Source organism: Microbacterium sp. AC145 (assembly GCF_979258505.1).
This window is the reverse complement of the sequence record NZ_OZ409859.1, coordinates 3,528,137-3,553,216: the sequence shown is the minus strand read 5'-3', so window position 1 is coordinate 3,553,216 and position 25,080 is coordinate 3,528,137. Positions and strand designations below refer to the sequence as shown.

The following is a 25,080-nucleotide window of genomic DNA, read 5'->3' as shown; positions in this document are numbered from 1 at the left end:
GGTACGGCGGCCAGGGAGCCCGGTCGGGCGCTGGCCACTCTACCGGAGGCCCCTGACCGAGCCGCCGAGGCGTACCGCCATCCCCCAGCCTCACCCTCTAGCGTGGAGGCCATGCGACTGACTGCCGACGCCGACCCCCGACAGTGGATCCCCGTCACCGACTCGCTCGGGTGGAAGGGACGCCGGCATCGCAAGGCGGCCATCCGGATGCTGCTGGGGCAGGTGAACTCCGCGGTCGGCGCGACGGAGCGCCCGGGCTCGAAGCTCGGAGCGTGGGCGATGAGCCAGGCGGCACCGATGCTGATGCGTCGGGCTGATGGCCGCGTGCTGGTGTGGACCTGGAAGGCCGACCCCGAGCTGGTCGTCGCGATGGCCACCGTGCAGGCGCTCACGCCCGAGGTGCGCATCGCGCGCGCGTCGATGCCGATGGATCACGACGACACCCGATCGTTCTCGAGCAGCTTTCTGGGCGCCGGCGAGAAGCTCGTCGTGGCGATGCCGCCGACGCCCACATCGCCGCCGTTCGCGACGTACACGTGGGACACCGGCACCCATCTGGTGACGCTGACCGCAGTGTGCAGCGACCGCGAGCGCTTCGGCACTCTCGACGGTGCGCTCGACGAGCTGGCACGCAGCATCCGGATCGCCGACGAGCTGACCGGCGGCGAATCTCCCGACGTCCTGCGGCTCGGGCCCGCCTGATCTCGGATCTACTGCGCGGTGGGCGGTTGCCGAACTTCAATCGCGAGACCTTCGGGGTCGTGGATGCGGGCGCCGATGCCCGTGACGTCTGTGCTCATGACTCTGTTCCGCTCCTGTCGACGCCGTCAAATCAGACCCGCATCGGTTCACCGCGCACCTTCTTTCGTGTGGGGAGGCTGAGTCGTGGTGTTCGCCATCGTTGTTCGGGGTCCCACCAGCTCGGTCCCCGTACCTGTGGGACGCCGTGGTTCATCCGGATCTCCCATCCGGAGGTGCCGAGGGATCGGTGATGCCACCAGCACAACGGAACACCGTTGTCGGTGTGTGTCGGACCGCCGTTGGCGTGTTCGGTGACGTGGTGGATCTCGCACCATGAGGCGGGGACGTGGCATCCGGGGATCAGGCATTCTTTGTCGCGGGCGACGATCGCGCGGCGTTGGTGCACGGTGAAGATGCGGTCGGTGGTCGTGATCCCGATGATCCGTCCCTCATCGAACAGGAGCCGTTGGATCGTCCCCGCACACCCGACGTGCGCAGCGACCGAGACGGGCACATGGGCGCCGGATCCGGGGATCGTCGCCCACCCACCATTGCCGCTGCCGCGGGACAGCCCGAAGGCGGCACCGGCAGCACCGGCGGAGTGAGCCGCGAGGTCCTTCGCGTCGACGGTGACGACGAGCACCGGTGATGCGCCACCGAGGGTGGGCATGGCGTTGTGTCGGGCCGCGATCGCGAAGACCATCGCGAGCGCGTCGTGGCGCTTCTGCGCCGCGGTGCGATCATCGAGCACACACCGCGGATCCGAATTGAACGGGTCCTCACCCTCCGCATCCGCGACCGAGCCGGCATCCGCCGCGCCAGCTTCCGCATCCGCATCCGCATCCACATCCGCATCCACATCCGCATCCGCATCCGCATCCGCATCCGCATCCGCATCCGAGCCAGAGTTAGCGTCAGCGTCGACATCGGTGCCGTCACTAGGAGCGAAGTGCACCCCGGGCATCGGCGGCCCCTCCCCCTTGGGGTTGAGGATCGCGTCCATGATCAACTGCAACTGCGCCGCGACCTCCGGAGTCAGATACCCCCGGATCGCATGCACCCCGTCCTTGAGCCGGCCGATCGTGATCCCCCGGCGACGCCGCGCGTCCTCGTCTTTCGGTTCCTCCCCATCCGGGTCGAACATCGACGCGAGATCCTCCGCAAGGCCCTTCAGATCCTGCGCCGTCGGCGCAGGACCCGATTCCTCGTCCACGTCAGCATCCTGATCATCGACGTCGGCCACAAGACCGTGCCCGCGGGCGCACCCCGCCAACGCGACATCCGCCGCCAACCGTTGATCGACCGTGAGCCGATCCCACACCCTCTCGATCGGGCCCGTCGCCGCGAGGAACCCCGCAACCCCGAGCACTCCGTCGAGCAGCGCGAGGCGCATCTCCGACCACCGCGCCGGCATCCGCTCCCCCGCCAGACTCACCGGACGCCTGACCAGATCGACGACCTTGTCGACCCGGGACGCACCCCGCACGTCCACCAAGACCGTCCGCTGCAACAACTCATTCAGACCCCGGCAGCCCGCTGAATGCGGGAAATCGCCCGGATCGCCGGTCGCGACGGTCTCAACGATCACCGCCTCCACCCGCCGGAACGCGGCGCCCGCACCCTGCAGCACCGTGACCCGATCCGCATCTGACAGCCCCGCCAACGCGTCGTCGGACAGCACCGCATCGAGGTCGGCGACGACCCGATCCAGAAGCTCCGCAGTGCTGTTCATACCCGTAAGTCAACACGCCACCACCGACATTCGAGACCCCAGATCACCCCGAATAACCCCAGATCAGATCCGTATTCCAATCTCCCGGAATCTCGCACCAAGAGCGCCCGATCCACACCCGAGATCACTAGTGAACATAGGTAATAATGTAGTACTATCACGATCATGGACCCCCTCTTCGTCGACCGCCTGCTTCAGATCGCCGACCTGTTTCAGAAGGACATGGCCCGCGCATTCGCCGGCACGGATCTCACGCCCACTCGTGTGCACCTGCTCTGGGTCCTGCAGCACGCCGGTCCGTCGACCCAGCAGACGCTCGCCGCCCTCTGCGAGGTCACGCCACGCAACATCACCGCTCTCGTCGACGCGCTCGAGAAGTCGGGGCACGTGCGCCGCGCCCCGCACCCATCCGATCGCCGTGCCGTCCTGGTCGAGCTCACCCCGACCGCGGTCGAGACCATGGCGCAGATGCATGAGGAGCACACCCAGCTCAACGAGGCGCTACTCGGTGCGATCGCCCCCGACGATCGCGCGGCCGTCGAGCGCGGTCTGACAGCTGTCACGGCTCACCTCGAGCACCTCGTCACCACTGCTGCGTCGACCGAGCCCGAGGAGTCGCCATGACCGAGCAGCTGCACGACCACACCACCGCCGCACCGACCCCGATCGCACGCGCCCTGAACTTCCTCCATCGCGCATGGATCGCCGAACTCCGCGTCTACTCGAGCATCGCCCGCGCGATCGCCAGACGCCCGGCTGTGCCGAAGGGAGGCACGGGCGTCGGCTACCACCGCCCGGTGCTGACCGTGCTGTTCATCTTCATCGGCCTCTCGGCGGTCGAGATCCCGATCCTCGACCTGATCTTCCATCAGTGGCCGGCGGCGCGCATCACGCTGCTGATCCTCGGCATCTGGGGAGTCACCTGGATGGTCGGACTGCTCTGCGCGATGATCATGCGCCCGCACTCCGTCGGGCCCGACGGAATTCGCGTGCGCAGCGGACTCGAAGTCGATGTGCCGGTCGGCTGGGCCGACATCGCGTCGATCGCGATCGATCGCCGCGTCGATGAACCCAAACAGCCGCGGGTCACGGAGTCCGAGTACGCCGAGCGGATGCAGGACGAGACCAACATCGTGATCGAGCTCGAACGCCCGATCACGATCAGGCTTCCCGGCCTCACTCCCAAAGGCGGGGAGCACCGGGTCGACCGCATCCGTCTCTGGGCCGACGACCCGCGGGCCTTCCTCGACGCCGCCCGGCCGTTCCTGCTCGAGGCGTGATCGACTCCTGATCAGCTCAGCCCGCGCTCGTCGAGCCACTGCTTCGCGACGAGCACGGGGGCGCGCACGAGCCAGGCATCCGCGATGATCTCTGCGAGCCGATCCTTCTCGACGGTGTCGAGCTGCACGAGCAGCCCCGGATACCCGTCGAAGTGCGGAATGGAGAACAATCCATCCGGTTCCGCGGCGAGGAGCGCCGCTTTCTCCTCGAGACTCGCCACCCGCACCCCGAGCACCGGCCCCTCGGGCCACTCGAGTCCGAGGTCGGCCAGCTGACGGAGATCCACCTTGCTGGGTCCGCGGATCCAGGCGATCTGTCCGCTCGGCAGCCGCCAGGAGGGTTCACCGGTGTGACCGCCGACGCGCTCGGTCACACCGGGCAGCGCGAGAGCGATCTCTCGGACGTCATCGACGGTCACCATGCGCCCATAGTCCTCTCACGGCGCGACTGCCACAATGCCGACAGCGTGTCCGATGCCGGTCAGACCATCGACATCGACGTCACAGCGCGGCGACGTGGCATGCTGCCGACCACCAGGACCGGTCAGCGCGAGTCGCGCTTCGCCTGCCTGCGCGCGCCCTGAGCGCGACTGGACGCGTCTCTCTTGACGCCGCCGGTCGTCTGCTGGTGCTCCCTCGCCCGGCCGGACGACACGCCCTCATCGAACGGCGCGTCGGATGCGGGACCACTCCACTTGCCCTCACGCGCGCGAGCCAGCCTCTCGTCTTTGAGCGCCTCCGCCTCCTCGTGCGCCACTCGAGCGAGCTCCGCACTGATGATCGACAGCGCTTCCTCGAACACATATGCCCGACCCCGGGCCTTGTCCGAGCCTGCGGCTGCGGCGCCCCGTCCGCCCGCCTGCTCGACCCGCTCGGCGGCGCCGCGGCGGTAGTTGGTCGTGTGCTTGTTGCGTGCGCGCCTGACGCGCTTGTGCAGGGCAAGCAGACCGTCTTCGTCGAGCTCGGCCAGTCGATCGGGCTCGAGTTCGCGGATGAGGTCGCGCTCCTTGTCCTTGAGAACCCACAGGTACTGCTCCATCTCGTGCTCCTTCGGTCGAGGCTCCCCATCGCCAGTGGTGCAACCGAGTATGCAGGCGGAGCGGGCTCTGCACCAGAGGCTCTTCGTCGACGAGGATCCTGTCTCCGGAACATCTATCCGCGAGCCTCCGGGAGGGGCTATCTTGAGCGCATCGCCCTGCCGAGGCAGTGCGATGACCGCAGTGCGATGACCGAGGACAGGTGACGGATCACCGGCTCACCCGTCGTGCACGATCGGAGAGGACCGCATGATGAGTACAGCGCCGTCCACATCGGCGAGGGGCTCCTGGCTGCCGCTCATCGTCGTCGTGCTCACTCAGATCCAGGCGTCGTTCGCCGTCAACGCCCTCACGGTGTCGATGGCGGGCATCACGACCGACCTCGACACCCCGGCGACGTCGGTCGGCACGGCGATCACCGCCGGCACCTTCGCCATGGCCGCCTTCATCCTCCTGGGGGCCAAGGTCGGCGCCCGCTTCGGGACACGAGGGGTGTTCCAGATCGCCGTCGCCGTGCATGCCGCCGCGATGGCCGGCGTCGCTCTCTCGCTGAGCCCGACGATGCTGTTCATTGCCCAGGCGTCATCCGGAGCGGTGATCGCGCTCATCGCCCCCGCTCTCACCGTCTTCATCGCGTCGAACTACCAGGGCGACCGCCAGGCGAAGGCGATCGGACTCCTCGCGGCCGCCATCCCGCTCGCCGGCATCCTCGCCCTGCTGCTCGCCGGATGGTTCGCCGAGACCATCGGATGGCGGTGGTCATTCGCCCTGATGGTGGCGCTCGGCGCGCTCAACCTGCTGTTGAGCTTCAGGGTGCCGAAGGTTCCCGCGCAGAAGAACCTGTCGATCGACTGGGCGGGGGCGTTCATCGCCGCGACCGCCGTGATCCTGCTGAGCTTCGGCTTCTCGGGCCTCAATTCCTGGGGCATCTGGGAGGCCACCGAGCAGGCGCCGTTCACGGTGCTCGGCCTCTCTCCCGCTCCGATCCTCATCATCGTCGGGCTCATCGTCGGCCAGCTCTTCTTCGTCTGGATCCGCTCCCGTCAGCAGAAGAAGCAGGCACGCATCTTCGACCTGCGGGTGCTCGCGAGCAGCACCGAACTGGCGATCACCGCGTGCATGGCGATCATGCTGTTCGTCGGCACGGCCGCGAACTTCCTGATCCCGCTCTACATGCAGGTCGTACAGGGACTGACCGGCATCCAGACGTCGTTCTCGATCATCCCGTACACGATCTCGATCTTCCTCGCGTCGACGTTCGTCGCCTACCTGTACAAGTCGTTCCCCCGCGGATCCTCGCCGCGACCGGATTCGTCGTGGTCGCTGCGGCACTGACCCTGATCGCGTTCACGGTGGGCGGCTCGTGGGGCCAGGCGTTCATCGTCATCGGGCTGGTGCTGCTCGGCCTCGGCCAGGGTTCCATCGTCGCACTGGTGTTCAACACGCTGCTCTCGTCGGCGCCGAAGGAGCTCGCAGGAGACGTGGGCGCCTGGCGCGGTCTGGTGCACAACCTCTCCGGATCGATCGGCATCGCGGTCGCCAGCGCCTTCGCCGTGGCTCTGCTCGCCTCGTCCGTGGCGACCGCCGCCGACGAGCACCCCGAGATCTCGGCCGAGTTGATCAGTGAGGTCAACATCGACAACGCCGACTTCCTCACCAACGGCCAGCTCGAGGAAGTCCTCGCCGGCACCTCGGCGACCGAGACGGAGGCCGCCGCGGCGATGGAGATCAACGAGGCGGCCCGGCTGCGCGCCCTGCAGCTGTCGCTGCTCGCACTCGCCGGACTCGCGCTGCTCGCCATCGTGCCGGCCACCAGGATGCCGGGACGCATCGCCGGCGAACTGCCTGCCCGCCTCGAACCGGACGACAACGACCTGATCGACGAGAGCGTGCCCCTGAACCCGCACGCGGAGAGCCCGGCCGCCAGCGCCGCCATCGGCATCCGCACGACCACCAGCACCAGCACCAACACCGCCGCGAACGGAAGGCCCTCGGCATGACACGCAGTCCGAACAAGCTCATCCCCGCCGACTTCCCGACCGTCCCCGGCCTCACCGCACTCGACAGCGTGACGCTCGGCTCTGACGGCGACGTCGAGGCCATCGGCTACGGGGTCTTCACCGACGCCGCGGTGCCCGACGACGTCGCGCTGTCTCGAGACGCACTCCGCCACGCGGGGTTCGACTCGAAGGTGGGCGAGACACTCGTCCTGCCACAGCCGCACGGCCCCGACGTCGTCGTCGTGGGTCTGGGCGAGACCGCGGCCCTCACTCCGGCGATCCTGCGCGACGCAGGCGCCGCATTCGCCAGGGCGAGCGCGAGGCGAGCATCCCTCCGTCTCGTCCTGCCCTCGATCGAACGAACCGTCGACGCCGCGTGCGTGCAGGCCGCGTACGAGGGGATGCTGCTCGGGCGCTACCGGTACACGCCTCTCACTGCGAAGCCCAAGGACGCAGCGCTGGCCGCGGTGTCGGTCGTGATCGGCGACGCACAGTCCGAACACGACGGCAGCGCCCTCGCGCGCGCGGCGATCGCCGCCAGGGCCGCCGTGATCGCGCGCGACCTCGCGAACACACCCCCGGGGCATCTGACCGCATCCGACATGGGCGACATCGCGGTGCAGCTGGGTGAACGGTTCGGGTTCGAGGTCGAGCTCTTCGACAAGGCCGCTCTGATCGAGCTCGGATGCGGTGGCCTTCTCGGCGTGAATCAGGGCAGCGTCGAAGAACCGCGCATGATCAAGCTGCACTACATTCCCGCCGGCGCTCGCACCGGCCACCTGGGGCTCATCGGCAAGGGCATCATGTACGACTCCGGCGGCATCAGCCTCAAGCCCTCCGACCCCATGCACCTGCTGATGAAGATGGACATGGGCGGTGCGGCCGCAGTGCTCGGCGCCTTCACCGGCTTCCGGGAGTCAGGGGTTCCTGCAGAGGTGACCGGGTGGTTGATGTGCACCGACAACATGCCCTCGGGCACGTCGTACAAGCTCGGCGACGTGCTCACCGCCCGCGGCGGGACGACGATCGAGGTGAAGAACACCGATGCGGAAGGCCGCCTCGTCATGTCGGACGCCTTCGTGCTCGCCGACGAGGAGGGGGTGGATGCCATCGTCGACATCGCGACCCTCACCGGGGCTGCGCTCATGGCGCTGGGAACCGCGACTGCGCCCGTGTTCGCGAATGACGACGCACTCGCCGAGGCTGTGCTCGCGGCATCCGCCGCGACCGGCGAACCCCTGTGGCGCATGCCGCTCGAGCAGAAGTACCGCACACAGCTCGACTCCGACATCGCCGACATCGCGAACCTCGGAGGCCCCTTCGCGGGTGCCACCACCGCAGCGCTCTTCCTCGAGCACTTCGTCGATGACACGCCCTGGGCGCACATCGACATCGCGGGCACCATGCAGTCGGAGAAAGACGACGCCTGGCGCTCGAAGGGTGCGACGGGTTTCGGCGCGCGCCTCCTGCTCGAGACCGCCGCGGGTTTCGGGACCGCTTCGTGACGTCGCCACCCGGCGGCGGCTAGGAGTCGCGCATGGACCCCGTCGTCGCGACTCTCGGCATCCTCGCTCTCGCAGTGGTGGCCTTCGTCAGCAATCGCATCCCGCTGGGTGTGGTGGCCATCGGCGTCTCGCTCGCCCTGTACTTCACCGGGGTGCTGGCGCTGCCTGACGCCTTGGCGGGCTTCGGAGATCCGACCGTCATCTTCATCGCCTCGCTGTTCATCGTCAGCGACTCGCTCGATTCGACCGGGGTGACCGCCTGGGCAGGGCAGAAGGTCATCGCGCATGCGGGAAAGCGCCGATCGTTGCTGCTGGTGGTCGTCTGCCTCCTGGTCGCCGTGCTCACCGCCCTGATCAGCGTCAACGGCGCGGTCGCCGCCCTGCTCCCGCTCGTCGTGGTCGTGGCGACCCGCGCGAGGATCGCCCCCTCGCAGCTGCTTCTGCCGCTCGCGTTCGCGGCACACGCCGGCTCGATGCTCGCCCTCACCGGCACACCGGTGAACATCATCGTGTCGGACCTGGCCGCGGAGAACGGCGGCCGAGCGTTCGGCTTCTTCGAGTTCGGACTCGTCGGCATCCCGCTCGTCGTCGGTGTGGTGATCATCATGCTGCTGTTCGGCACGAAGCTGCTGCCGCACCGGTCGGCTGCAGCCATGCCTCCCGACCTCCGGCTGCTCGCCAGCGCGCTGCGCTCCCAGTACCGGGTCACCACCGACACCGACTCCCTGCTGGGCGCGGGGCGCGGCATCACCGAAGTGGTCGTCCCCCTCGTTCCGCTCTGATCGGGCTGCACGTCTTCGCCGGGATGACCACCCCCAGCGGCGATCTCGTGATTCTCGGAGCCCGCCGTGGCGAAGAGCACCTCGACGGCGCAGACGTCACCCTGCGCGCAGGCGACGCCCTGCTGCTGCAGGGCGCGTGGGACGACCTCGCTCGCCACACGGGCGGACGCGACGTGCTGGCCGTCGACTCGACCGAGGAACTGCGGCGGGGGGTGCCTCTCGGACGCGGGTGGGTGCGTGCCGTGGTCATCCTCGTCGTGATGGTCGCCCTGCTCGCCACCGGGGTGGTTCCCGCTGCCGTGGCGGCGCTGCTCGCCGCCGCGGCGCTCGTCGTCACCCGCACCGTGACGGCGGCTCAGGCGTATCGCTCGGTCTCCTGGACCACGGTCGTGCTGATCGCGGGGATGATCCCGCTGTCGACCGCGTTCACGACGACCGGGACTGCCGACCTCGTGGCCGACTGGCTGCTCGGGTTCGTGGGCGAGTTCGGCCCGCACGTGGCGCTCCTGACCGTCTGCCTGCTCACCGTGCTGCTCGGCCAGATGGTGAGCAACACCGCCACGGTGCTCATCATGGCTCCCATCGCGGTCTCGATCGCCGTGACCCTCGGCACATCGGTGCAGCCGTTCATGATGGCGCTGGCGGTGGCGGGCGCCGCATCCTTCCTGACCCCCGTCGCCACCCCCGCGAACCTGATGGTGATGGAGCCCGGCGGGTATCGCTTCGGCGACTACTGGAAGCTCGGCCTCCCCCTCGCGGCACTGTTCATCGTCGTCGCGACGTGGGTCGTGCCCCTCATCTGGCCGTTCTGACCCCGCGCCCGATCGACGCGGCCGCGGGGTTTCGAGAATGCCGGTCTCAGCGCACGACGCGCAGCGTCCGCACCTCGAACGGGCGCAGGTTCAGCTCTCCCCCCACTCGTCCGTCGTCCAGCGCGTCCTCGATCAGAGAGACCTCGCGGATCTCCCGGTGGTCGAAGTCGGCCTCGAGCAGGCCCGTCGTGCGGCGACCGAGCGCCTCGTAGAGACGCACGATCACGTCGCCCGAGCCGTCATCCGCGAGCTTCACCCCCGAGATCACGATGCCCTCGCCCTGCACGGATACCAGCGGTGCGACCTCACGAGCGCCGCGCACGAGCGTCGGCATCGAGTTGAGTCGGATGCCCTCGGCGGTCGCGATCTCGGCATCCGCGCCGACCACGAAGCCGATCTCGATCTGGTGGTGACCGTGGTCGGTGTCGGGATCCGGGAACCGAGGCGCCCGGAGCAACGACAGTCGCACGGTGGTCGTCACCGCGTCATCCGAGACCTCGCGCGAGGTGTCGTAGCCGTAGATCGAGTCGTTCACCAGGGCGACGCCGAAGTCCTGCTCGCGCACGAGCACGAACCGGTGCATCGAGGTCTCGAACTTCGCCGCCTCCCAGCTGGTGTTCGTGTGCGTCACCCGCGACTGGTAGCCGAACTGCGTCTCGGCCTCGGTGTGCGAGGCCTGGATGTCGAGTGGGAAGGCGAGCTTGAGCAGCTTCTCGGTCTCGTGCCAGTCGATGTCGTTGTGCAGCAGCACGGTGCGCTGGCCCGGCGCGAGGACGATCGTCTGCTCGATCGTCGACTCCGAGAACGACCGGGTCACGACGACGGTCGCGACCCCGTCGACGACGGATGCCGTGATCGACGCGACCGCCGTGAGATCTTCGACGCTGTTGCGGTAGTACTTGTCGATGTCCCACGCATCCCACATGTTCGGGAAGTCCTGGTGCAGCTGGAAGAGGTTCGCGGCGCAACCCTCGGCCACCGCCTCGCGACCCGACGTCTTGTCGACTGCCGAGACGATGAGCCCGTCGGCTGCGATCAGCACCGAGACGAGCTCGTTCTCGAGGCGCCACCCGCCGTCTTCGCCGGAGAGCAGGACGGATGCCGGGCCGGGCTCCTCGACGAAGCCGGCCCCGAGCGCGCGTCCGCCTCCGACAGAGCTCGGCACGAAGCGCAGCTCGCGATCACCCTCGCCCGCGAGCGACCGGCGCGCGGCATCCGCCAGCTCCTGCGCATCAGAGAGCACACCGGAGAGCACCTCGACGGCTTCACGATGCACCCAGGCGATCGACGTCCCGGGCAGGATGTCGTGGAACTCGTGCAGCAGCACGGTCTCCCAGAGTCGGTCGAACTCGGCCTGCGGATACGCGGCGCCGGTGCGCACGGCATCCGTCGCCGCCCACAGCTCGGCCTCCACCAGTGCGTGCTCGGCCCAGCGATGCAGCGCCTTCGTGGCGTGCTGGCTGGTGAGGGTTCCGCGATGCAGCTCGAGATAGAGCTCGCCGACCCACACGGCCGGGTTCGGCAGCTCGGCGCGGGCCGCCTCGAAGAAGGTGTCGGGATGCTCCCACACGACCTGCGCGCTGCCTTCGAGGTTCTCGAGGCGCTTCGCCTTGCCGGTCATCTCGCGCGTGGTGCCGCCGCCGCCGTCGCCCCAGCCGACCGGAGCGATCGACCGCGAGGTCACGCGGTTCTCCTTGAACTGACGCGAGGCCTTGGCCACCTCCATGCCGCTGAGCTGGGAGTTGTAGGTGTCCATCGAGGGGAAGTGCGTGAAGACCTGCGAGCCGTCGATGCCCTCCCACAGGAAGCTGTGGTGGGGGAACACGTTCTGCTGGTTCCATGAGATCTTCTGCGTGAAGAACCACTCGAACCCCGCGCGGCGCATCAGCTGCGGGAGGGCCGGCGAGTATCCGAAACTGTCGGGCAGCCACACGCCCTTCGAGCGGATGCCGAACTCGCGCTCGAAGAACCGCTGTCCATACGAGAACTGGCGCACGAGCGACTCGCCCGACGGCATCACCGTGTCGGACTCGACCCACATGCCACCGAGCGGCAGGAATCGTCCTTCGGCCACGGCCGCCTTGACGCGCGCGTAGACCTCGGGGCGGTGCTCCTTGAGCCACGCATACTGCTGGGCGCTCGACATGCCGTAGAGGAAGTCCGGCTGCTCGTCGATGAGCGTCGCCATCGACGAGGTGGTGCGGGCGACCTTGCGGATCGTCTCGCGCACCGGCCACAGCCACGCGGAGTCGATGTGCGCGTGACCGATCGCCGAGATGCGGTGCGCGCTGGCCTCGGCGGGGGCGGCGAGCACGTCGGCGAGCTGCGCGCGAGCGGCGGCGGCGGTCGCGGCGATGCGCTGCAGGTCGAGCACATCGAGCGCGTCATCCATCGCCTGCAGGATCCGCATGCGTCGGGGCGAGGTCGCGGGCAGCTCGGCCTGCAGCTCGAACAGCACCTCGAGGTCGAGGGAGAGCTCGAAGACCTCCTGTTCGAAGACGGCGAGGTCGATGCGTCGAGTGCGGTACAGCGGCTCGCGGGATGACGTGCGGACGTCGCCCTCCTGCGTGGGGAGGAAGGGGTGGTAGTCGAGCAGCACCGGGTTGGCGGCCGCCTCGAGGTAGAGCTCGACGGGCTCATCGCCGTGGGCATGCTCGGCGATCGGCACCCACTGGTTGCGCGGGTTGATGCTCTTGACCGGCGTTCCGTCGGGGAGATAGGCCAGCGCCTCGCACTGGAAGCCCGGCATGTTGATGTCGAACCCGAGATCGATCACGGCCTCGACGCGGCGACCCGCCCACTCGGCGGGGACTCGACCCGCGACTTTGAACCACGTCGTCGACCAGGCGGGCCCCCACATGCTCGGCACCGCCGTCTCGGCGAAGTCGAGAGCCAATCCGTCGGTCGGACTGATCGGCTCACCCGGAAGCTCGTTGACCTCGACGTCGAGCGGTACGGATGCCGAGTGGATCGCCGGCCGGATGCGCTCATCGAGGACGCGCTTGACGCGGCCGACGGTGAGCGAGGTGTCGTCGTGCATGCAGGAATCTCCATCGAATCGGGTTTGCTCAGGCTAATTGACTAACCCGGTCCGGCGCATCGCGGGGTGATGCCGGCCGATACTAAAACGATATAGTGGTGTCGGCGTGCGACAACGCAGCGATGAGCGTCCATTCCTGAGTGGGCTCCACCGGCTTTCGAAAGGACGACGATGCCCACCCCCGCAACACCCCTCCGCTTCGGCGCGAACTACACCCCGCGATCGCAGTGGATGCACGCATGGATGTCGCTCGATCTCGACGAGGTCCGCCGCGACTTCGCCGCGCTGGCGGAGCTGGGGCTCGACCACCTGCGGATCTTCCCGCTGTGGACGGTGCTGCAGCCGAACCGCACGCTGATCCGCCCCGAAGCCGTCGACGACGTGCGCGCGGTGGTCGACATCGCCGCGGAGTTCGGGCTCGATGCGAGCGTCGACGTGATCCAGGGGCATCTGTCGAGCTTCGACTTCATCCCGTCGTGGCTGTTCACGTGGCACGACAAGAACATGTTCACGCACCCCGATGCGTTGAGCGGGCAGGTCGAGCTCGTGAAGAGACTCGGCGAGCGCCTCAGCGACGCCGACAACTTCCTGGGATTCACACTCGGCAACGAGACGAATCAGTTCTCCGCCAAGACGCATCCCTCTCCCTGGCCGGTCAGCGAGACGGAGGCGGCGAACTGGATCACGACACTGCTGGATGCTGCGCACGCCGCAGCTCCCGCGCAGCAGCACGTGCACAGTGAGTACGATGCCGCGTGGTACATGGACGGTCACGGATTCACCCCGGCGCTCGCCTCGCGTCTCGGCGACATCACCACCGTGCACTCGTGGATCTTCAACGGCACGGCACAGAAGTACGGCGGCCGCTCGGTGGCATCCGATCGCCATGCCGAGTACATGATCGAGCTCGCTCGCGCGTTCGCCACGGACCCGGCGAAGCCGATCTGGCTGCAGGAGGTCGGTGCTCCGTCGAACTGCCTGACACCCGAGCAGACACCCGACTTCCTCGAGGCGACGGTGCGCTCGGTGGCCCGCACCGAGAACCTCTGGGGTGTCACCTGGTGGTGCTCGCACGACGTGAGCCGCAGCCTCGCGGACTTCCCCGAGCTCGAATACACGCTGGGCCTCGTCGACCAGAACGGCGAGGCGAAGCCGATCGGACGTCGCTTCGCCGAGCTCATCCCCGAGCTGCGTGAGCGCCAGCCCACCCCTGCGCGCACCCTCGGCATCGTGGTCGAGGTCGACGAGGCCGAGACTCCCGTCAGCCGCGGCGCGATGAGCCCCGGCGGCTCGATCTTCCAGGCGTGGGTGGATGCCTGCGAGGCCGGCGCGGACCCTGCCTTCGTGACCTCGAAGGATGCCGCTGATCCTGCTGCTCTCGCAGCGCGCGGCATCACCGAGCTCGTCCGCCCAGCGGTCGAGCCGTGGTCGTACGAATCCCAGAACACGGTGGTGTGAGTTCAGGTACACCCGGCCGGTCCCGCTGACGCCGGTCCGTCACGCCGTCGCATTCTTCATCGCCTCCTGCACAGCCTGACCGAGCTGTGCAGGACTTTCGAAGTCGAGGACGACCTGCGCCTCCTCGATTCCCCTGAAGCCTCCTCGCGGTCCGGTGTTTCGTTTCGGACTTATCAGAACCGTCGCAATCTCTTCGTCGTAGTTCGCGTACACGCTCACGGACTTGACCCCTCTCGCGTACTGCGCGTACGACTTCAGGCCCAACCACGCCAGCAACTCGCGATCGGGCGGATCCAGACGCAGATCTCGAGATGGCAGCGTCCGTCGGTTCGATTCCCCGAGAGCACGGACGATTGCCTCGCCCCACGCTACGGAGTCGAGACCCGCAGGCAGTCCGAGAGGCAGTCCATCAGAGATCATGATCCCGTTGACACTCCGCGAGATCGGCTGCACCAAGACGCGTTCGTCCCTGAGCAGATGGACGCTCACGAGATGATCCCTCATCGCACGAACTCGACAGTCAGCGTGACGCCACGGCCGTGTGCATAATCGATCATCGAGGCGAGTACCGCATCCTGCTCCAGCGAACCCGTGCGCGGGACCCCGAGGAGCAACTCCCGTTCGTTCACCATCCACGGCTCGATGTTCACACCGAGCCACTCCGCGTCTGTGAACCCAGCGGCTTTGTCGATGTGCCTCTTCACCAAACTCTCCAATCTCGCCGGGTTCTGATAGCTCTTCGCCGCAAGATCCACCGTCTTGATGCTCGTGGCGATGCCGTGCTGCCAGTCCCACTTGTCGATCGTCGGGAACCCCGGCGGCAGGTTGCCACCGAGCCGCGTCTCGATCGCGAATCCTCGGGGCGACGGAGGCAGGGGCCAGGCCGAGTTCGACAGCCGATTCGCGAGGTCGTCGAGTGCCTTGAGCGTTCCGGCGACCGGCACCACCTCAGCCGCTCGCGGTGTCAGTACCAGGATCTTGCGCAGGTTGTCTCCGACCGCATCCGCGCTCCTCCACACGAGCGATGAGCCGGTCAGCGTCGCCATGTTCAGCAACCGCGAGATGATCAACGACATGCGCGCGCCCGCCGTGAGCACCGCCCCGTAAGCCGCGCCCTGCAACGCAACTGCCCCGATGCCCGCCGTCGCCGCGGCAGCCAACCCCGCCGCGAGCTCGATCGCGATGATCGAGGCGAGCATCAGGTTGACCTCGGTGATCAGCTCAGAGCGCGTCGACTCGATGTGACCGGCGAGGTCGTCGCAGGCGGCAGCGATCGCGCGGCACTGGGCGGCCAGCTCGCTCAGCGTCTCACCGAGCAGGCGGCACACGCCGCGCGCGCTCTGGATCTCGGGGGAATCCTGCTCGTCGAGCGCCGTGATGCCCTGCGAGACGAGCATCCATCCCGCGTCGAGATCATCGGCGGCGCGTGTCCACGCCGCGCCCATCTCGCGCAGTCGGCCGGGGTCGCCATCGGGCCAGATGAGCCCGGAGACATCCTGCAGCCACTCCCACCCGGCGGGCGGCTCCGCGATCGCGCCACCCTCGGCGCTCGGCAGATCGACCGCCATCGCCGCACCGGGCTCGAACGACAGCGTCTTGGGCGGAACCTCGCCGCCTCCCGTGACATCGGAGTACGCCTCGGCACGGGCATGGTTGAAGCCGGCCTGCTGCAGCAGTGCGCCGACGTTGACGCTCGCACGACTGAGCTGGTCGATCGCCTGCAGCGTCTGCGGCGCGACGGCATCGTACGACTCCGCCCAAGCCCTACCCGCCGGGTCATGCCCGGCCACCGCACCCATGCCCGACAGCTCGCCGGAGAGTCTGTCGACCACGCGGCGCACGTCGCTCGCCAGGTGGTCTCCGAACGTCTCAGCGGCCGAGGCATAGGCCGTCGGGTCGACGCAGATCAGCACGCGCTCACTCCCACATCGCGAGGTTCATGGATGCCGCGGACGAGTAGTTCGCGTGCGCGCCCTGCAGTGCATGACGCATCTCGTCGAGAGCAGCGGCCATGCGCCGCGCGTCCTCGCGCCAGTGCTCATGCGCCGCGCCTTGAGCATTCGCGGTCGAGCCCTCCCAGGCCATCCCCACCCGATCGGCAGTCGCGTCGGCATCGTCGAGAGCCGCGACGAGGGCAGTTCCGATGCGCATGAGGTCGTCGAGCATTTGTTCGGCTCGGGCGACGTGAAATGCGAACATCAGCGCGCGCCCATCAGCCGGGAGAACGCATCGCTGACAGCGGGCGCTGCCGACAGCGACACTTCCGCATTGGCCTGCTCCGTCATCGCGAGGTCGTTCGTCGCACCGCGCACCGCCTCGACGAGTTCGTGCAGCTCAGCGACACCGGCGGTCGCGGCGTCGAGCCAGCGGTCAAAGGCCGCTTGGAACCGGGTCGACGCAGACCCCACCCAGCCCGACGCCAGAAAGTCGTCCATGTCGCGCTGCGCTGCCGCCAGGCGACCGTCGATGCGGTCGGCGACGTCGTCGAGCCGGCCCGCCTCACTGGCAAGTGTGCCGAAATCCCCCCGGATGATCACGTGGCGACGCTAGCAGTCGATGCGTCGTCATTCGACGACACTCACAGACGTATTCCGGTGTTCTGTCGGCGCGACCTCCACCGACTCACACGCGGGTCAGCGCGCGGGGGCCGCTGTGCTCTCGCGCACCGTGAGCGTCGGCACCGGGCCCACCCGGTCGGCGAGACGCTCGGGGTCGTCGATCTGCTCGAGCAGGAAGGCCGCGGCCTGAGCACCGAGGCCGAAGGTGTCTCGCGTGATGCAGGTGAGCGACGGATGCACGAGACCGGCCACGACGGAGTCGTCGAACGATGCGAGCGACAGATCGCCCGGCACGGACAGCCCCATCTCCTGCGTGACACGGAGTCCTGCGATCGCCATCACATCGTTGTCGTAGACGATCGCTGTCGGCCGTTCGGATCGGCTCAGCAGCCGTCTCGTAGCCGCGGCGGCCGCAGCGGGAGAGAAATCGGTGGTCATGGTCTCGCCGATCACCTCCCGATCCCCGAGCTCCGAGAGCACATCGGTGCGCAGACGAGTGTGCTGGAACTCGGCGGGACCGGCGATGTACGCGATCGAGCGATGCCCCAGCGCACTGAGGTGGTCGAAGAGCGAGTGCGCGACCTGGCTGTCGTCGAGCCAGATCGTCGGCGGCTCGGCCTCGGTCGAGGCGTAACTGCCGATCACCACGGCCGGAAGACCGAGGTCGGTCAGCACAGCGAGTCGAGGGTCGTCGTCGCGCGGGTCGATCACGATGACGCCGTCGACCTGGTTGGCACTGCACCAGCGCCGATACGTCGCGACCTCCTCGTCGATGGAGGAGACGAGGACCATCTGCATCGCCATCCGATGGTCGGCGAGCGCCGACTGGGCTCCGGCGATGAGGTCGGTGAAGAACGCCTCCGTGCCGAGCGTGTCGGCGGGCCGGTTGACCGCGAAGCCGATCACACCCGCGCGAGCACCCACCAGCGCCCTGGCGGCGGAGCTCGGCTGCCACTGATGCTCCTCGGCGATCTCGAGGATGCGCCGGCGGGTCTGCTCGCTGACACCCGGCCGCCCGTTGAGCGCGAAAGACACGGCTCCGGGCGAGACTCCCGCCAGCCGCGCGATGTCCGTGATCGTCACGCGCTTCGGTCTCGCCATTCCCCAACTGTAGCGATATAGCACTCCGTCGATCCGATGCACGACTCACGCTCCCGCGATCGCGCACTCGATGGAAGGATGGCACCAGAACTGCGGGAGGGGAGCCCCAATGATTGACGAGCTCACGAGACAGCGAGCGCTCGATGCGATGAACATCCTCGACACGCCCCGCGACGAGCGAGTGGACCGTGTCGCACGTCTGGCGAAGGAGATGTTCGGCGTGCCCATGGTGAGCGTGTCGCTGCTCGACCACGATCGCCAGTGGCGCAAGTCCGAGATCGGCCTCGGCGGCTCCGAGGCCCCTCGGCAGGACTCCTTCTGCGACTACACGGTGCGGCAGGACCGCACGGTGGTCGTCGAGGATGCGACCGCGACGGCGACGTTCGCCGACAACCCGTTCGTGATCGGCGACCCCCACCTGCGCTTCTACGCGGGTCACCCGCTGCATGCGCCCGGCGGCGAGCCGGTGGGAACCCTCTGCGTGCTCGACACCGAGCCCCACGAGTTCACGGACGAGCAGCGCGACCTGCTGCGCGATCTGGCGTTCTGGGTGCAGACCGAACTCGCGAACGACGCAGAGCTCGACCACGCAGCCGTGATCCAGAGCGCGCTGCGGCCGCACACGCACCCGACGCTGCCCGGATACACGATCGCGGGAGGTGCAGCCTCGCGGGGCCGCCTGGCCGGCGACTTCTACGACCTCGGCCTGCAGGGCGGATCGCTGCGGATCACCCTGGCGGATGCGATGGGCAAGGGCACGGGGCCGGCGCTGATCGCGGCGAGCGTGCGCGCCTCGCTGCGAACCGCCCCCGAGCGCTCGATCGCCGAGGCCATCGCCGAGGCCGATCGCCTGCTCGAGGCGGACTTCGCTGACACCTCGATGTTCGTGACCGCGGTGCATGCCGAGCTCGAACCCGAGAGTGGCGAACTGCAGATCATCGATGCCGGTCACAGCCTCGCGTTCATCCTGCGCGCCGACGGATCATGGGAGCACCTGCGCTCGACGAGTCTGCCGCTCGGCATGAGCCTGGGCCTGTCGACGTCAGAGATACGGGAGCCGCGCACGACGCTTCTCGGTCCCGGCGACGCATTCGTCTGCTGCAGCGACGGGCTCCTCGACGTGCTCGACCCCGATGACCCCTACGGGCACGTCTACCGCGTGCTGAGGACGCTCGGCCCCGACGGAGCCATCAGCGAGGCCCTGCGTCTGGCCGCGGGCGATGTAGCCACCGACGACGTCACCGTCGTCGTCGTGCGGAGAGATGCATGACCACTCGCTTCGCAGCGATTCGCATCATCGCTCTGCTGTCCGTGCTCCTCGGCACGAACTACGTCGCATGGCGCTGGCTCGAGTCGGTGAACTGGTCGGCGTGGTGGATCGCCGTGCCGCTGGTGATCGCCGAGACCTACAGCCTCATCGACACCTTCCTGTTCTGCCTGACGATGTGGCGGGCGAAGGAGCGACCCGCGCCCGCATCGCCTCCGCAGGGCACTGCCGACGTCTTCATCGCGACGTACAACGAGCCGATCGAGCTGGTCATGATCACGGCGCGCGCCGCGCACCGGATCGCCTACCCGCACACGACGTGGATCCTCGACGACGGCGCTCGTCCCGAGCTCGCGCAGGCAGCCCGGGACGCCGGAATCGGGTACCTCACGCGATCGGATGACTGGATCGGCAAGCCCCGCCATGCGAAGGCGGGCAACCTCAACAGCGCGCTCTTCGAGACCGACGGAGAGTTCCTCCTGATCCTCGATGCCGACCAGATCCCCGATCCGCTGATCCTCCATCGCACACTCGGCTACTTCGCCGACGACCCCGAGGTGGCTGTGGTGCAGACGCCGCAGTGGTTCATGAACGTCGACGAAGCCGATCCGCTCGGCGCTCAGGCGCCTCTCTTCTACGGCCCCATCCAGCAGGGCAAGGACGGCTGGAACGCGGCCTTCTTCTGCGGCTCGAACGCCGTGTTGCGCCGCGAAGCTCTCATGCAGCTGGGCATCATCGGGTATGTGCGCGAGGTCACCGACAGTGCGGCCCGCGCGCTCCGCGCCTCCGAAGACCTGATCGGCAAGGAGCTGCGCACCACCTCCGACCCCGATCTGCACCGTGAGCTCTTCGCCATCGAAGCCGCGATCCGCTCGGGACGTCGTGACCTCGCGGCCGGCGCACCGGTGGCCGACGTCGCGGCCGGGGTGCGCGCAGCGGTCGACAACGCATCCGTCATCCTCGTCGCGAAGGACATCGCCGGCATCCGCGCCGACCTCGCCGAACTCGGCGCCCTGCCGATCGAGCACGATGCAGAGCTCGATGCGATCGTCGTCGACGAGGCGGGCCTCGCCGCACTCGCGGCATCCGATCTCTCGCCCATCACCGCCATCGACGCGATCCGGGCTCTGCTCGACGCACTGCGTCTCGACCGGGGCGACGAGGCGCAGCCGATCCTGCCGCTCGCGACGATCTCGGTGACGGAGGACATGGCCACCGCCATGCAGCTGCACTCGCTCGGCTGGCGCAGCGTCTACCACCACGAGATCCTCGCGAAGGGCCTCGCTCCCGAAGACCTGCGCACGATGCTGACCCAGCGTCTGCGCTGGGCTCAGGGAACCCTGCAGGTGATGCTGCGCGACAACCCGCTCGCCAAGCGCGGTCTGTCGATCGGGCAGCGACTGATGTACTTCGCAACGATGTGGAGCTATCTGTCGGGCTTCGCCGCCATCGTGTACCTCACCGCTCCGGTCGTCTACCTCGTGTTCGGCGTGCTGCCGGTCACAGCATGGTCGGTGGACTTCTTCGTGCGGTTCCTGCCCTACTTCCTCGTCAACCAGATCCTGTTCCTCGTCGTCGCGAAGGGGTTGAGGACCTGGCGAGGGCAGCAGTACTCGCTGGCCCTGTTCCCGGTGTGGATCAGGGCGTGCTGGACGGCAGTCGCGAACGTCGTGTTCGGACGTCCCCTCTCGTTCGCAGTCACCCGCAAGGACGGGCGCGACCCGCGAGGCGTGCCGTGGCGCGAGATCTGGCCGCAGCTCACCGCGATGGTCGTGCTCGCCGTGGCGCTCGTGATCGGCGTGACGCGCGTGATCATCGGCACCGGCGACGGGACGGGAACACTGGTGAACACCGTGTGGGTGCTGTACGACCTCGTCGTGCTCAGCGTCATCATCCAAGCCGCCCGCTACCGCGGACCGGCCCGAACCCTCGAGGAGGAGTCCCATGGACATCAGCACTGACATCCGCGACGGATACGCCGTGATCGCGCTCTCGGGTCGTCTCACCGCGACCGGTGCACCACTGCTGCGAAAGGCGGTGACCGACCTCGTGGCCTCGGGAGATTCGCGGATCGTCATCGACATGGCAGCGCTGCAGTTCGTCGACTCGTCGGGTCTCGGGGCCCTGGTCGGCGCGCTGAAGAGCGCACGCGTGGCCGGCGGTGACCTGCGAATCGCCGCGGTGCCCGAGGCCGTGCGCACGGTGCTGCACCTCACGAATCTCGACCGCGTGCTGCGCGATCACCCCACGCCGGAATCGGCGTTCGATGGGCACTGAACCGGGCACGAAGCGTGTCATCGGGCCGGCCGCGCCGGCCCTCATCGACGAGGTGCTCGACGCCCTCGACGCCCTCTGGTCGGAGTCGCCGCAGGTGACCGCCGAGGATCGCACCCTCTTCACCTTGGCGGTCAGCGAGGTGGTGACGAACATCGTGCAGCATGCGGATGCCTTCGCGCACGCCGAGATCAGCGTCGATGTCGCGCTCCGGGTCACCACGGACGCGCTGCTCGCCACGATCGTCGACACCGCGCACCCGGCGAGCATCGACTGGGAGAGCGTGTCGATGCCGGATCAGGACAGCGAGAGCGGGCGGGGCCTCGCCATCGCCACCGCTGCGCTCGACGACTTCGAGCACACCGGCGGCGGCGCGGGCAACACCTGGGTGCTGCGCCGCCGGCTCAGCTGAGCCAGGCCGGGGCGCGACCGCGCAGGAACGCGCCGTCGAGCGAGAAGCGGCCTGCGCCGGTGAACGCGAGGGCGAGCGCACCCGCGCCGAGCACGGCGACGAACTCGTAGCCGCCCTCACCCACCCAGAGGCCGGCGGGCAGGTGCACGGCGACGAGCGCCACGACCATGTCGATCGCGAGCAGGATGCCGACGGGCCGGGTGAAGAGCCCGAGCACCAACAGGATGCCGCCGATGAGCTCGACGAACGCGACGACGGGCGCGGCGATCTCGGGGAGGGGGATCCCCATTCCCGCGAAGCTGCCGACGGTTCCGGCGATCGTGTACTCGAAGATCTTCTGCGCCCCATGGGCGGCGAAGATCGCGCCGACCACGATGCGCAGGACCAGGAGTCCCAGCGACGGGCCGGCAGAGGGGGCGGTGGTGTTCGTCATGAGGAGGTGTTCCTTCGTGGCAGGACACCGCGCGCCAGGCGCGGAGCAGGGGCTATCCCTGCTTTCACGCTAGGGAAGACCACTTTTCGATCTCCTGAATGCGCGCCGCCTCGATCACTGCTTGAGCATCGCCACCGCGAGTCGATGCTCGTCGTCGATCAGGTGCGAGTGGTCGTCGTCGCCGAGGTCGATGCGCACCCACCCGATCGTTCCGGTGAAGGCGTTGCCGGTGGCCCCGTAGTCGGGAGAGACCGGCGAGGCGAGGTCCTGCCCGACATCGACGGTCTCGTCGAACGTGAACTGGAAGGGCAGCGTGCGATCGACGCGGCCTTCGCCGATCTTCTCGTCACCGGCGAAGAGAGTGACCGTGCCGCCCTTGCCGAGGCCACCGCCGTCGTACGCGAAATGCGCACGCACCTCCTGATCGCCCACCGGCACCGCCGTGTCGGAGCGCACGATGTCGACGCCGATGCCGAGCAGGTTGTACGCGAAGGCGAGCCCGCCGTCCTTCATGTAGAACGACCACCCTCCGTATGCGCCGCCCTGTGCGATGAGCACGCCGCCGGCGTCCTCGTCGGGCACCGATGCCTGCGCGGTCACCGTCCAGGACTTGTTCTTGATGTTGATCGTGGTGTTCTCGCTCAGGCGCTTCATGCCGGGATAGAACTTCTGCGAGTCGCTGACGATCAGCTGCGGACGCCCGGCGATGTCGGGGTTCATCCTCTCCGCAGAGCGGATGTCGAGCGGGAGCACGTTGAAGCGCGCCGCTTGGATGAGGAAGAGCCGCTGCAGGTGGGCGAGCCGCTCGGGCTCGGCCGCCGCGAGGTCGTTCGACTGCGTCCAGTCCGCTTCGACGTCGTACAGCTCCCAGACGTCGTCGTCGAGGCCGTGCGACGAACCGGCCCACGGATCCTTGTGCTTCGCGACCGCGGTCCAGCCCTTGTGGTAGATCGCACGGTTGCCGAGCATCTCGAAGTACTGCGTCTCGTGGCGCTCAGCGGCATCCGCATCGGCATCCGTGAAGGTGTAGTTCATCGGTGTTCCCTCATAGGGACGCTGGGTCACGCCGTTCACGGTGCTCGGCTCGGGAATGCCGGCGGCCTCCAGCACTGTGGGCGCGACGTCGATGACGTGACTGAACTGGTGACGGATGCCGCCCTTCTGCACGCCGCCGTTGGGCCAGCTGACGATCGTGCCGTTGCGGGTTCCGCCCCAGTGGCTGGCGACCTGCTTGGTCCACTGGTAGGGGGTGTCCATCGCATGCGCCCAGCCGACCGCGTAGTGGTTGTAGGAGCCCGGCGTGCCGATGTCGTCGACGTGATCGGCGACGTACTGCTCGGTCTCGAGCTCGTTCAGGTGGTTGATCGTGAAGCCCTCGTTCGTGGTGCCGTGCATCGACCCCTCGGCACTCGCGCCGTTGTCGCCGATGATCACGTAGACGAGGGTGTCGTCGAGGATGCCGAGCTCTTCGTAGGCGTCGAGCAGGCGACCGACATGGTGGTCCGCGTACGCCAGGAATCCCGCGTAGACCTCCATCTGGCGCGCGAGAGCGGGCTTGATGAGGTCGCTCATCTCGTCCCAGGCAGGGATGCCGGGGCTGCGCTCGGTGAGCACGGCGTCGGCGGGGATGACGCCCAGGTCGAGCTGGCGCGCGAAGGTCTCCTTGCGCACCTCGTCCCAGCCCTGGTCGAAGCGCCCCTTGTACCGGTCCGCCCACTCGGCCGGAACGTGATGCGGGGCGTGGGTGGCCCCCGGGGCGAAGTAGGTGAAGAACGGCACGTCAGGAGCGAGCGACTTCTGCTCGCGGGTCCACGCGATCGCCTTGTCGGTCATGTCGCCCATGAAGTGGTATCCCTCCTCCGGCGTTCCCCACGGCTCCACCGGCGACGTGTTCTCGTAGAGCGCCGGATACCACTGGTTCGTCTCGCCGCCGAGGAATCCGTAGAAGTACTCGAAGCCGTTGCCGGGGCTCGGCCATCCGCCGAACGGCCCGATCGCGCTCGCCTGCCAGACCGGCACCTCGTGACATTTGCCGAACTGCGAGGTGCTGTACCCGTTGAGTTTCAGGGTCTCCGCCAGGGGGGCGCAGGTGTTGGGTCGCACCGAGCTGTATCCGGGGGCTGAGGTCGCGATCTCGGTGATGCCGCCCATGCCGACGGTGTGATGGTTGCGTCCGCTGAGCAGCGCAGCCCTGGTCGGCGAGCACAGGGCGGTCGTGTGGAACCGCGTGTACTTCAGCCCGGCTGCTGCGACGCGCTCGAAGTGGGGCGTGTCGACCGGTCCCCCGAAGGCGCTGGATGCCCCGAACCCGGTGTCGTCGATCAGGATCACCAGCACGTTCGGTGCGCCCTCCGGCGGTCGCACGGGGGTGATCGGCGGGAACCTCGTGTCGGGATCCGTCGCATCGAACGTCACGGTACCGGTGTACGCCAGATCCGGAATCGGAAGAACAGAACGCTGCACGTCGGACATCATCACTCCCACTGATCTCTGCGGAACCGGACGCCCGCACGTTGATGTCGACGGTATGGCCGACCCGCTCACGGCGGATCCGTCGCATCACCCGAGGGGGGTGATGGCGTCTGCGCGATCGGCTCGGGCGCGAGCCTGCCTCAGCCACACTCCGTAGACTCGCCGGATGGCGTGAT

Annotated in this window: 24 protein-coding genes; 13 read left to right on the top strand and 11 right to left on the bottom strand. The window is 68.2% G+C overall.

Annotated elements, in window-relative coordinates:
- Positions 1-111: 111 nt before the first annotated feature.
- Positions 112-702: a hypothetical protein gene (locus ACZZZN_RS17150; RefSeq protein WP_463506334.1), complete on the top strand. Its 591-nt coding sequence runs from the start codon at positions 112-114 to the stop codon at positions 700-702.
- 130 nt (positions 703-832) lie between these two features.
- On the opposite strand, the gene ACZZZN_RS17145 is transcribed toward ACZZZN_RS17150, so the two are convergent.
- A complete protein-coding gene (locus ACZZZN_RS17145) occupies positions 833-2,473 on the bottom strand; it encodes an HNH endonuclease signature motif containing protein (protein ID WP_463506333.1) in 1,641 nt (546 codons plus the stop codon).
- Between the two features lie 165 nt (positions 2,474-2,638).
- Here ACZZZN_RS17145 and ACZZZN_RS17140 point away from each other — a divergent pair, with 165 nt between their 5' ends.
- Together ACZZZN_RS17140 and ACZZZN_RS17135 are read left to right on the top strand one after the other, a co-directional pair.
- Positions 2,639-3,097 (top strand): MarR family winged helix-turn-helix transcriptional regulator, encoded by a 459-nt coding sequence (locus tag ACZZZN_RS17140; protein ID WP_463506332.1) that lies wholly within the window; start codon positions 2,639-2,641, stop codon positions 3,095-3,097.
- Positions 3,094-3,753: a hypothetical protein gene (locus ACZZZN_RS17135; protein WP_463506331.1), complete on the top strand. Its 660-nt coding sequence runs from the start codon at positions 3,094-3,096 to the stop codon at positions 3,751-3,753. Before ACZZZN_RS17140 ends, ACZZZN_RS17135 begins: the two co-directional genes overlap by 4 nt.
- Positions 3,754-3,764: 11 nt before the next feature.
- On the opposite strand, the gene ACZZZN_RS17130 is transcribed toward ACZZZN_RS17135, so the two are convergent.
- Together ACZZZN_RS17130 and ACZZZN_RS17125 are read right to left on the bottom strand one after the other, a co-directional pair.
- On the bottom strand, positions 3,765-4,175 hold the full coding sequence (locus ACZZZN_RS17130; protein WP_463506330.1) for an MmcQ/YjbR family DNA-binding protein: 411 nt from the start codon (positions 4,173-4,175) through the stop codon (positions 3,765-3,767).
- A 122-nt stretch (positions 4,176-4,297) separates the two neighbouring features.
- On the bottom strand, positions 4,298-4,792 hold the full coding sequence (locus tag ACZZZN_RS17125; protein ID WP_463506329.1) for a hypothetical protein: 495 nt from the start codon (positions 4,790-4,792) through the stop codon (positions 4,298-4,300).
- 250 nt (positions 4,793-5,042) lie between these two features.
- On the opposite strand from ACZZZN_RS17125, the gene ACZZZN_RS17120 reads away from it, so the two are divergent.
- Genes ACZZZN_RS17120 through ACZZZN_RS17100 form a run of 5 tightly spaced genes read left to right on the top strand, consistent with a single transcriptional unit; the run spans position 5,043 to position 9,889 of the window.
- On the top strand, positions 5,043-6,125 hold the full coding sequence (locus ACZZZN_RS17120) for an MFS transporter (RefSeq protein ID WP_463506328.1): 1,083 nt from the start codon (positions 5,043-5,045) through the stop codon (positions 6,123-6,125).
- Positions 6,107-6,790 (top strand): hypothetical protein, encoded by a 684-nt coding sequence (locus tag ACZZZN_RS17115; RefSeq protein WP_463506327.1) that lies wholly within the window; start codon positions 6,107-6,109, stop codon positions 6,788-6,790. The genes ACZZZN_RS17120 and ACZZZN_RS17115 overlap by 19 nt, the downstream gene beginning before the upstream one ends.
- Entirely contained in the window at positions 6,787-8,295 is a 1,509-nt protein-coding gene (locus ACZZZN_RS17110) for a leucyl aminopeptidase (RefSeq protein WP_463506326.1), read from the top strand. The genes ACZZZN_RS17115 and ACZZZN_RS17110 overlap by 4 nt, the downstream gene beginning before the upstream one ends.
- 32 nt (positions 8,296-8,327) lie before the next feature.
- Positions 8,328-9,077, top strand: coding sequence for an SLC13 family permease (locus tag ACZZZN_RS17105; protein WP_463506325.1), 750 nt, complete (start codon positions 8,328-8,330; stop codon positions 9,075-9,077).
- 23 nt (positions 9,078-9,100) lie between these two features.
- Complete coding sequence (locus ACZZZN_RS17100) at positions 9,101-9,889, top strand: SLC13 family permease (protein WP_463506324.1); 789 nt, start codon at positions 9,101-9,103, stop codon at positions 9,887-9,889.
- Between the two features lie 46 nt (positions 9,890-9,935).
- On the opposite strand, the gene ACZZZN_RS17095 is transcribed toward ACZZZN_RS17100, so the two are convergent.
- Complete coding sequence (locus ACZZZN_RS17095; protein WP_463506323.1) at positions 9,936-12,929, bottom strand: alpha-mannosidase; 2,994 nt, start codon at positions 12,927-12,929, stop codon at positions 9,936-9,938.
- 171 nt (positions 12,930-13,100) lie between these two features.
- On the opposite strand from ACZZZN_RS17095, the gene ACZZZN_RS17090 reads away from it, so the two are divergent.
- Complete coding sequence (locus tag ACZZZN_RS17090) at positions 13,101-14,387, top strand: glycoside hydrolase 5 family protein (RefSeq protein WP_463506322.1); 1,287 nt, start codon at positions 13,101-13,103, stop codon at positions 14,385-14,387.
- Positions 14,388-14,426: 39 nt separating this feature from the next.
- Here ACZZZN_RS17090 and ACZZZN_RS17085 read toward each other — a convergent pair whose 3' ends face one another.
- The 5 genes from ACZZZN_RS17085 to ACZZZN_RS17065 form a co-directional block, all read right to left on the bottom strand.
- Positions 14,427-14,876 (bottom strand): hypothetical protein, encoded by a 450-nt coding sequence (locus ACZZZN_RS17085; RefSeq protein ID WP_463506321.1) that lies wholly within the window; start codon positions 14,874-14,876, stop codon positions 14,427-14,429.
- 11 nt (positions 14,877-14,887) lie between these two features.
- Entirely contained in the window at positions 14,888-16,300 is a 1,413-nt protein-coding gene (locus ACZZZN_RS17080) for an endonuclease toxin domain-containing protein (RefSeq protein WP_463506320.1), read from the bottom strand.
- Positions 16,301-16,304: 4 nt separating this feature from the next.
- Positions 16,305-16,553 (bottom strand): WXG100 family type VII secretion target, encoded by a 249-nt coding sequence (locus tag ACZZZN_RS17075; RefSeq protein WP_463506319.1) that lies wholly within the window; start codon positions 16,551-16,553, stop codon positions 16,305-16,307.
- 32 nt (positions 16,554-16,585) lie between these two features.
- Positions 16,586-16,924 (bottom strand): WXG100 family type VII secretion target, encoded by a 339-nt coding sequence (locus tag ACZZZN_RS17070; RefSeq protein WP_463506318.1) that lies wholly within the window; start codon positions 16,922-16,924, stop codon positions 16,586-16,588.
- A gap of 96 nt (positions 16,925-17,020) precedes the next feature.
- On the bottom strand, positions 17,021-18,046 hold the full coding sequence (locus ACZZZN_RS17065) for a LacI family DNA-binding transcriptional regulator (protein ID WP_463506317.1): 1,026 nt from the start codon (positions 18,044-18,046) through the stop codon (positions 17,021-17,023).
- 109 nt (positions 18,047-18,155) lie between these two features.
- Here ACZZZN_RS17065 and ACZZZN_RS17060 point away from each other — a divergent pair, with 109 nt between their 5' ends.
- From ACZZZN_RS17060 to ACZZZN_RS17045, 4 genes are read left to right on the top strand one after another with little or no spacing between them, the layout of a single operon-like run.
- Positions 18,156-19,316 (top strand): PP2C family protein-serine/threonine phosphatase, encoded by a 1,161-nt coding sequence (locus ACZZZN_RS17060; protein ID WP_463506316.1) that lies wholly within the window; start codon positions 18,156-18,158, stop codon positions 19,314-19,316.
- Positions 19,313-21,274, top strand: a complete 1,962-nt coding sequence (locus ACZZZN_RS17055; RefSeq protein WP_463506315.1) for a glycosyltransferase family 2 protein — start codon at positions 19,313-19,315, stop codon at positions 21,272-21,274. Before ACZZZN_RS17060 ends, ACZZZN_RS17055 begins: the two co-directional genes overlap by 4 nt.
- Positions 21,258-21,590 (top strand): STAS domain-containing protein, encoded by a 333-nt coding sequence (locus tag ACZZZN_RS17050; protein ID WP_463506314.1) that lies wholly within the window; start codon positions 21,258-21,260, stop codon positions 21,588-21,590. Before ACZZZN_RS17055 ends, ACZZZN_RS17050 begins: the two co-directional genes overlap by 17 nt.
- On the top strand, positions 21,580-21,999 hold the full coding sequence (locus ACZZZN_RS17045; protein ID WP_463506313.1) for an ATP-binding protein: 420 nt from the start codon (positions 21,580-21,582) through the stop codon (positions 21,997-21,999). The genes ACZZZN_RS17050 and ACZZZN_RS17045 overlap by 11 nt, the downstream gene beginning before the upstream one ends.
- On the opposite strand, the gene ACZZZN_RS17040 is transcribed toward ACZZZN_RS17045, so the two are convergent.
- The gene (locus tag ACZZZN_RS17040; RefSeq protein ID WP_463506312.1) at positions 21,992-22,432 is read right to left on the bottom strand and encodes a DoxX family protein; all 441 of its coding nucleotides are present in this window, start codon (positions 22,430-22,432) and stop codon (positions 21,992-21,994) included. The genes ACZZZN_RS17045 and ACZZZN_RS17040 overlap by 8 nt on opposite strands.
- Before the next feature lie 114 nt (positions 22,433-22,546).
- Positions 22,547-24,907 (bottom strand): arylsulfatase, encoded by a 2,361-nt coding sequence (locus tag ACZZZN_RS17035; RefSeq protein ID WP_463506311.1) that lies wholly within the window; start codon positions 24,905-24,907, stop codon positions 22,547-22,549.
- Between the last annotated feature and the right edge of the window lie 173 nt (positions 24,908-25,080).

Excerpts from the sequence above, each read along its gene's own strand:
- ACZZZN_RS17150 (WP_463506334.1), top strand. The coding sequence starts at position 112 with ATGCGACTGACTGCCGACGCCGACCCCCGACAGTGGATCCCCGTCACC.
- ACZZZN_RS17145 (WP_463506333.1), bottom strand. The coding sequence starts at position 2,473 with ATGAACAGCACTGCGGAGCTTCTGGATCGGGTCGTCGCCGACCTCGAT.
- ACZZZN_RS17140 (WP_463506332.1), top strand. The coding sequence starts at position 2,639 with ATGGACCCCCTCTTCGTCGACCGCCTGCTTCAGATCGCCGACCTGTTT.
- ACZZZN_RS17135 (WP_463506331.1), top strand. The coding sequence starts at position 3,094 with ATGACCGAGCAGCTGCACGACCACACCACCGCCGCACCGACCCCGATC.
- ACZZZN_RS17130 (WP_463506330.1), bottom strand. The coding sequence starts at position 4,175 with ATGGTGACCGTCGATGACGTCCGAGAGATCGCTCTCGCGCTGCCCGGT.
- ACZZZN_RS17125 (WP_463506329.1), bottom strand. The coding sequence starts at position 4,792 with ATGGAGCAGTACCTGTGGGTTCTCAAGGACAAGGAGCGCGACCTCATC.
- ACZZZN_RS17120 (WP_463506328.1), top strand. The coding sequence starts at position 5,043 with ATGAGTACAGCGCCGTCCACATCGGCGAGGGGCTCCTGGCTGCCGCTC.
- ACZZZN_RS17110 (WP_463506326.1), top strand. The coding sequence starts at position 6,787 with ATGACACGCAGTCCGAACAAGCTCATCCCCGCCGACTTCCCGACCGTC.
- ACZZZN_RS17105 (WP_463506325.1), top strand. The coding sequence starts at position 8,328 with ATGGACCCCGTCGTCGCGACTCTCGGCATCCTCGCTCTCGCAGTGGTG.
- ACZZZN_RS17100 (WP_463506324.1), top strand. The coding sequence starts at position 9,101 with ATGACCACCCCCAGCGGCGATCTCGTGATTCTCGGAGCCCGCCGTGGC.
- ACZZZN_RS17095 (WP_463506323.1), bottom strand. The coding sequence starts at position 12,929 with ATGCACGACGACACCTCGCTCACCGTCGGCCGCGTCAAGCGCGTCCTC.
- ACZZZN_RS17090 (WP_463506322.1), top strand. The coding sequence starts at position 13,101 with ATGCCCACCCCCGCAACACCCCTCCGCTTCGGCGCGAACTACACCCCG.
- ACZZZN_RS17075 (WP_463506319.1), bottom strand. The coding sequence starts at position 16,553 with ATGCTCGACGACCTCATGCGCATCGGAACTGCCCTCGTCGCGGCTCTC.
- ACZZZN_RS17065 (WP_463506317.1), bottom strand. The coding sequence starts at position 18,046 with ATGGCGAGACCGAAGCGCGTGACGATCACGGACATCGCGCGGCTGGCG.
- ACZZZN_RS17060 (WP_463506316.1), top strand. The coding sequence starts at position 18,156 with ATGATTGACGAGCTCACGAGACAGCGAGCGCTCGATGCGATGAACATC.
- ACZZZN_RS17055 (WP_463506315.1), top strand. The coding sequence starts at position 19,313 with ATGACCACTCGCTTCGCAGCGATTCGCATCATCGCTCTGCTGTCCGTG.
- ACZZZN_RS17050 (WP_463506314.1), top strand. The coding sequence starts at position 21,258 with ATGGACATCAGCACTGACATCCGCGACGGATACGCCGTGATCGCGCTC.
- ACZZZN_RS17045 (WP_463506313.1), top strand. The coding sequence starts at position 21,580 with ATGGGCACTGAACCGGGCACGAAGCGTGTCATCGGGCCGGCCGCGCCG.
- ACZZZN_RS17040 (WP_463506312.1), bottom strand. The coding sequence starts at position 22,432 with ATGACGAACACCACCGCCCCCTCTGCCGGCCCGTCGCTGGGACTCCTG.
- ACZZZN_RS17035 (WP_463506311.1), bottom strand. The coding sequence starts at position 24,907 with ATGATGTCCGACGTGCAGCGTTCTGTTCTTCCGATTCCGGATCTGGCG.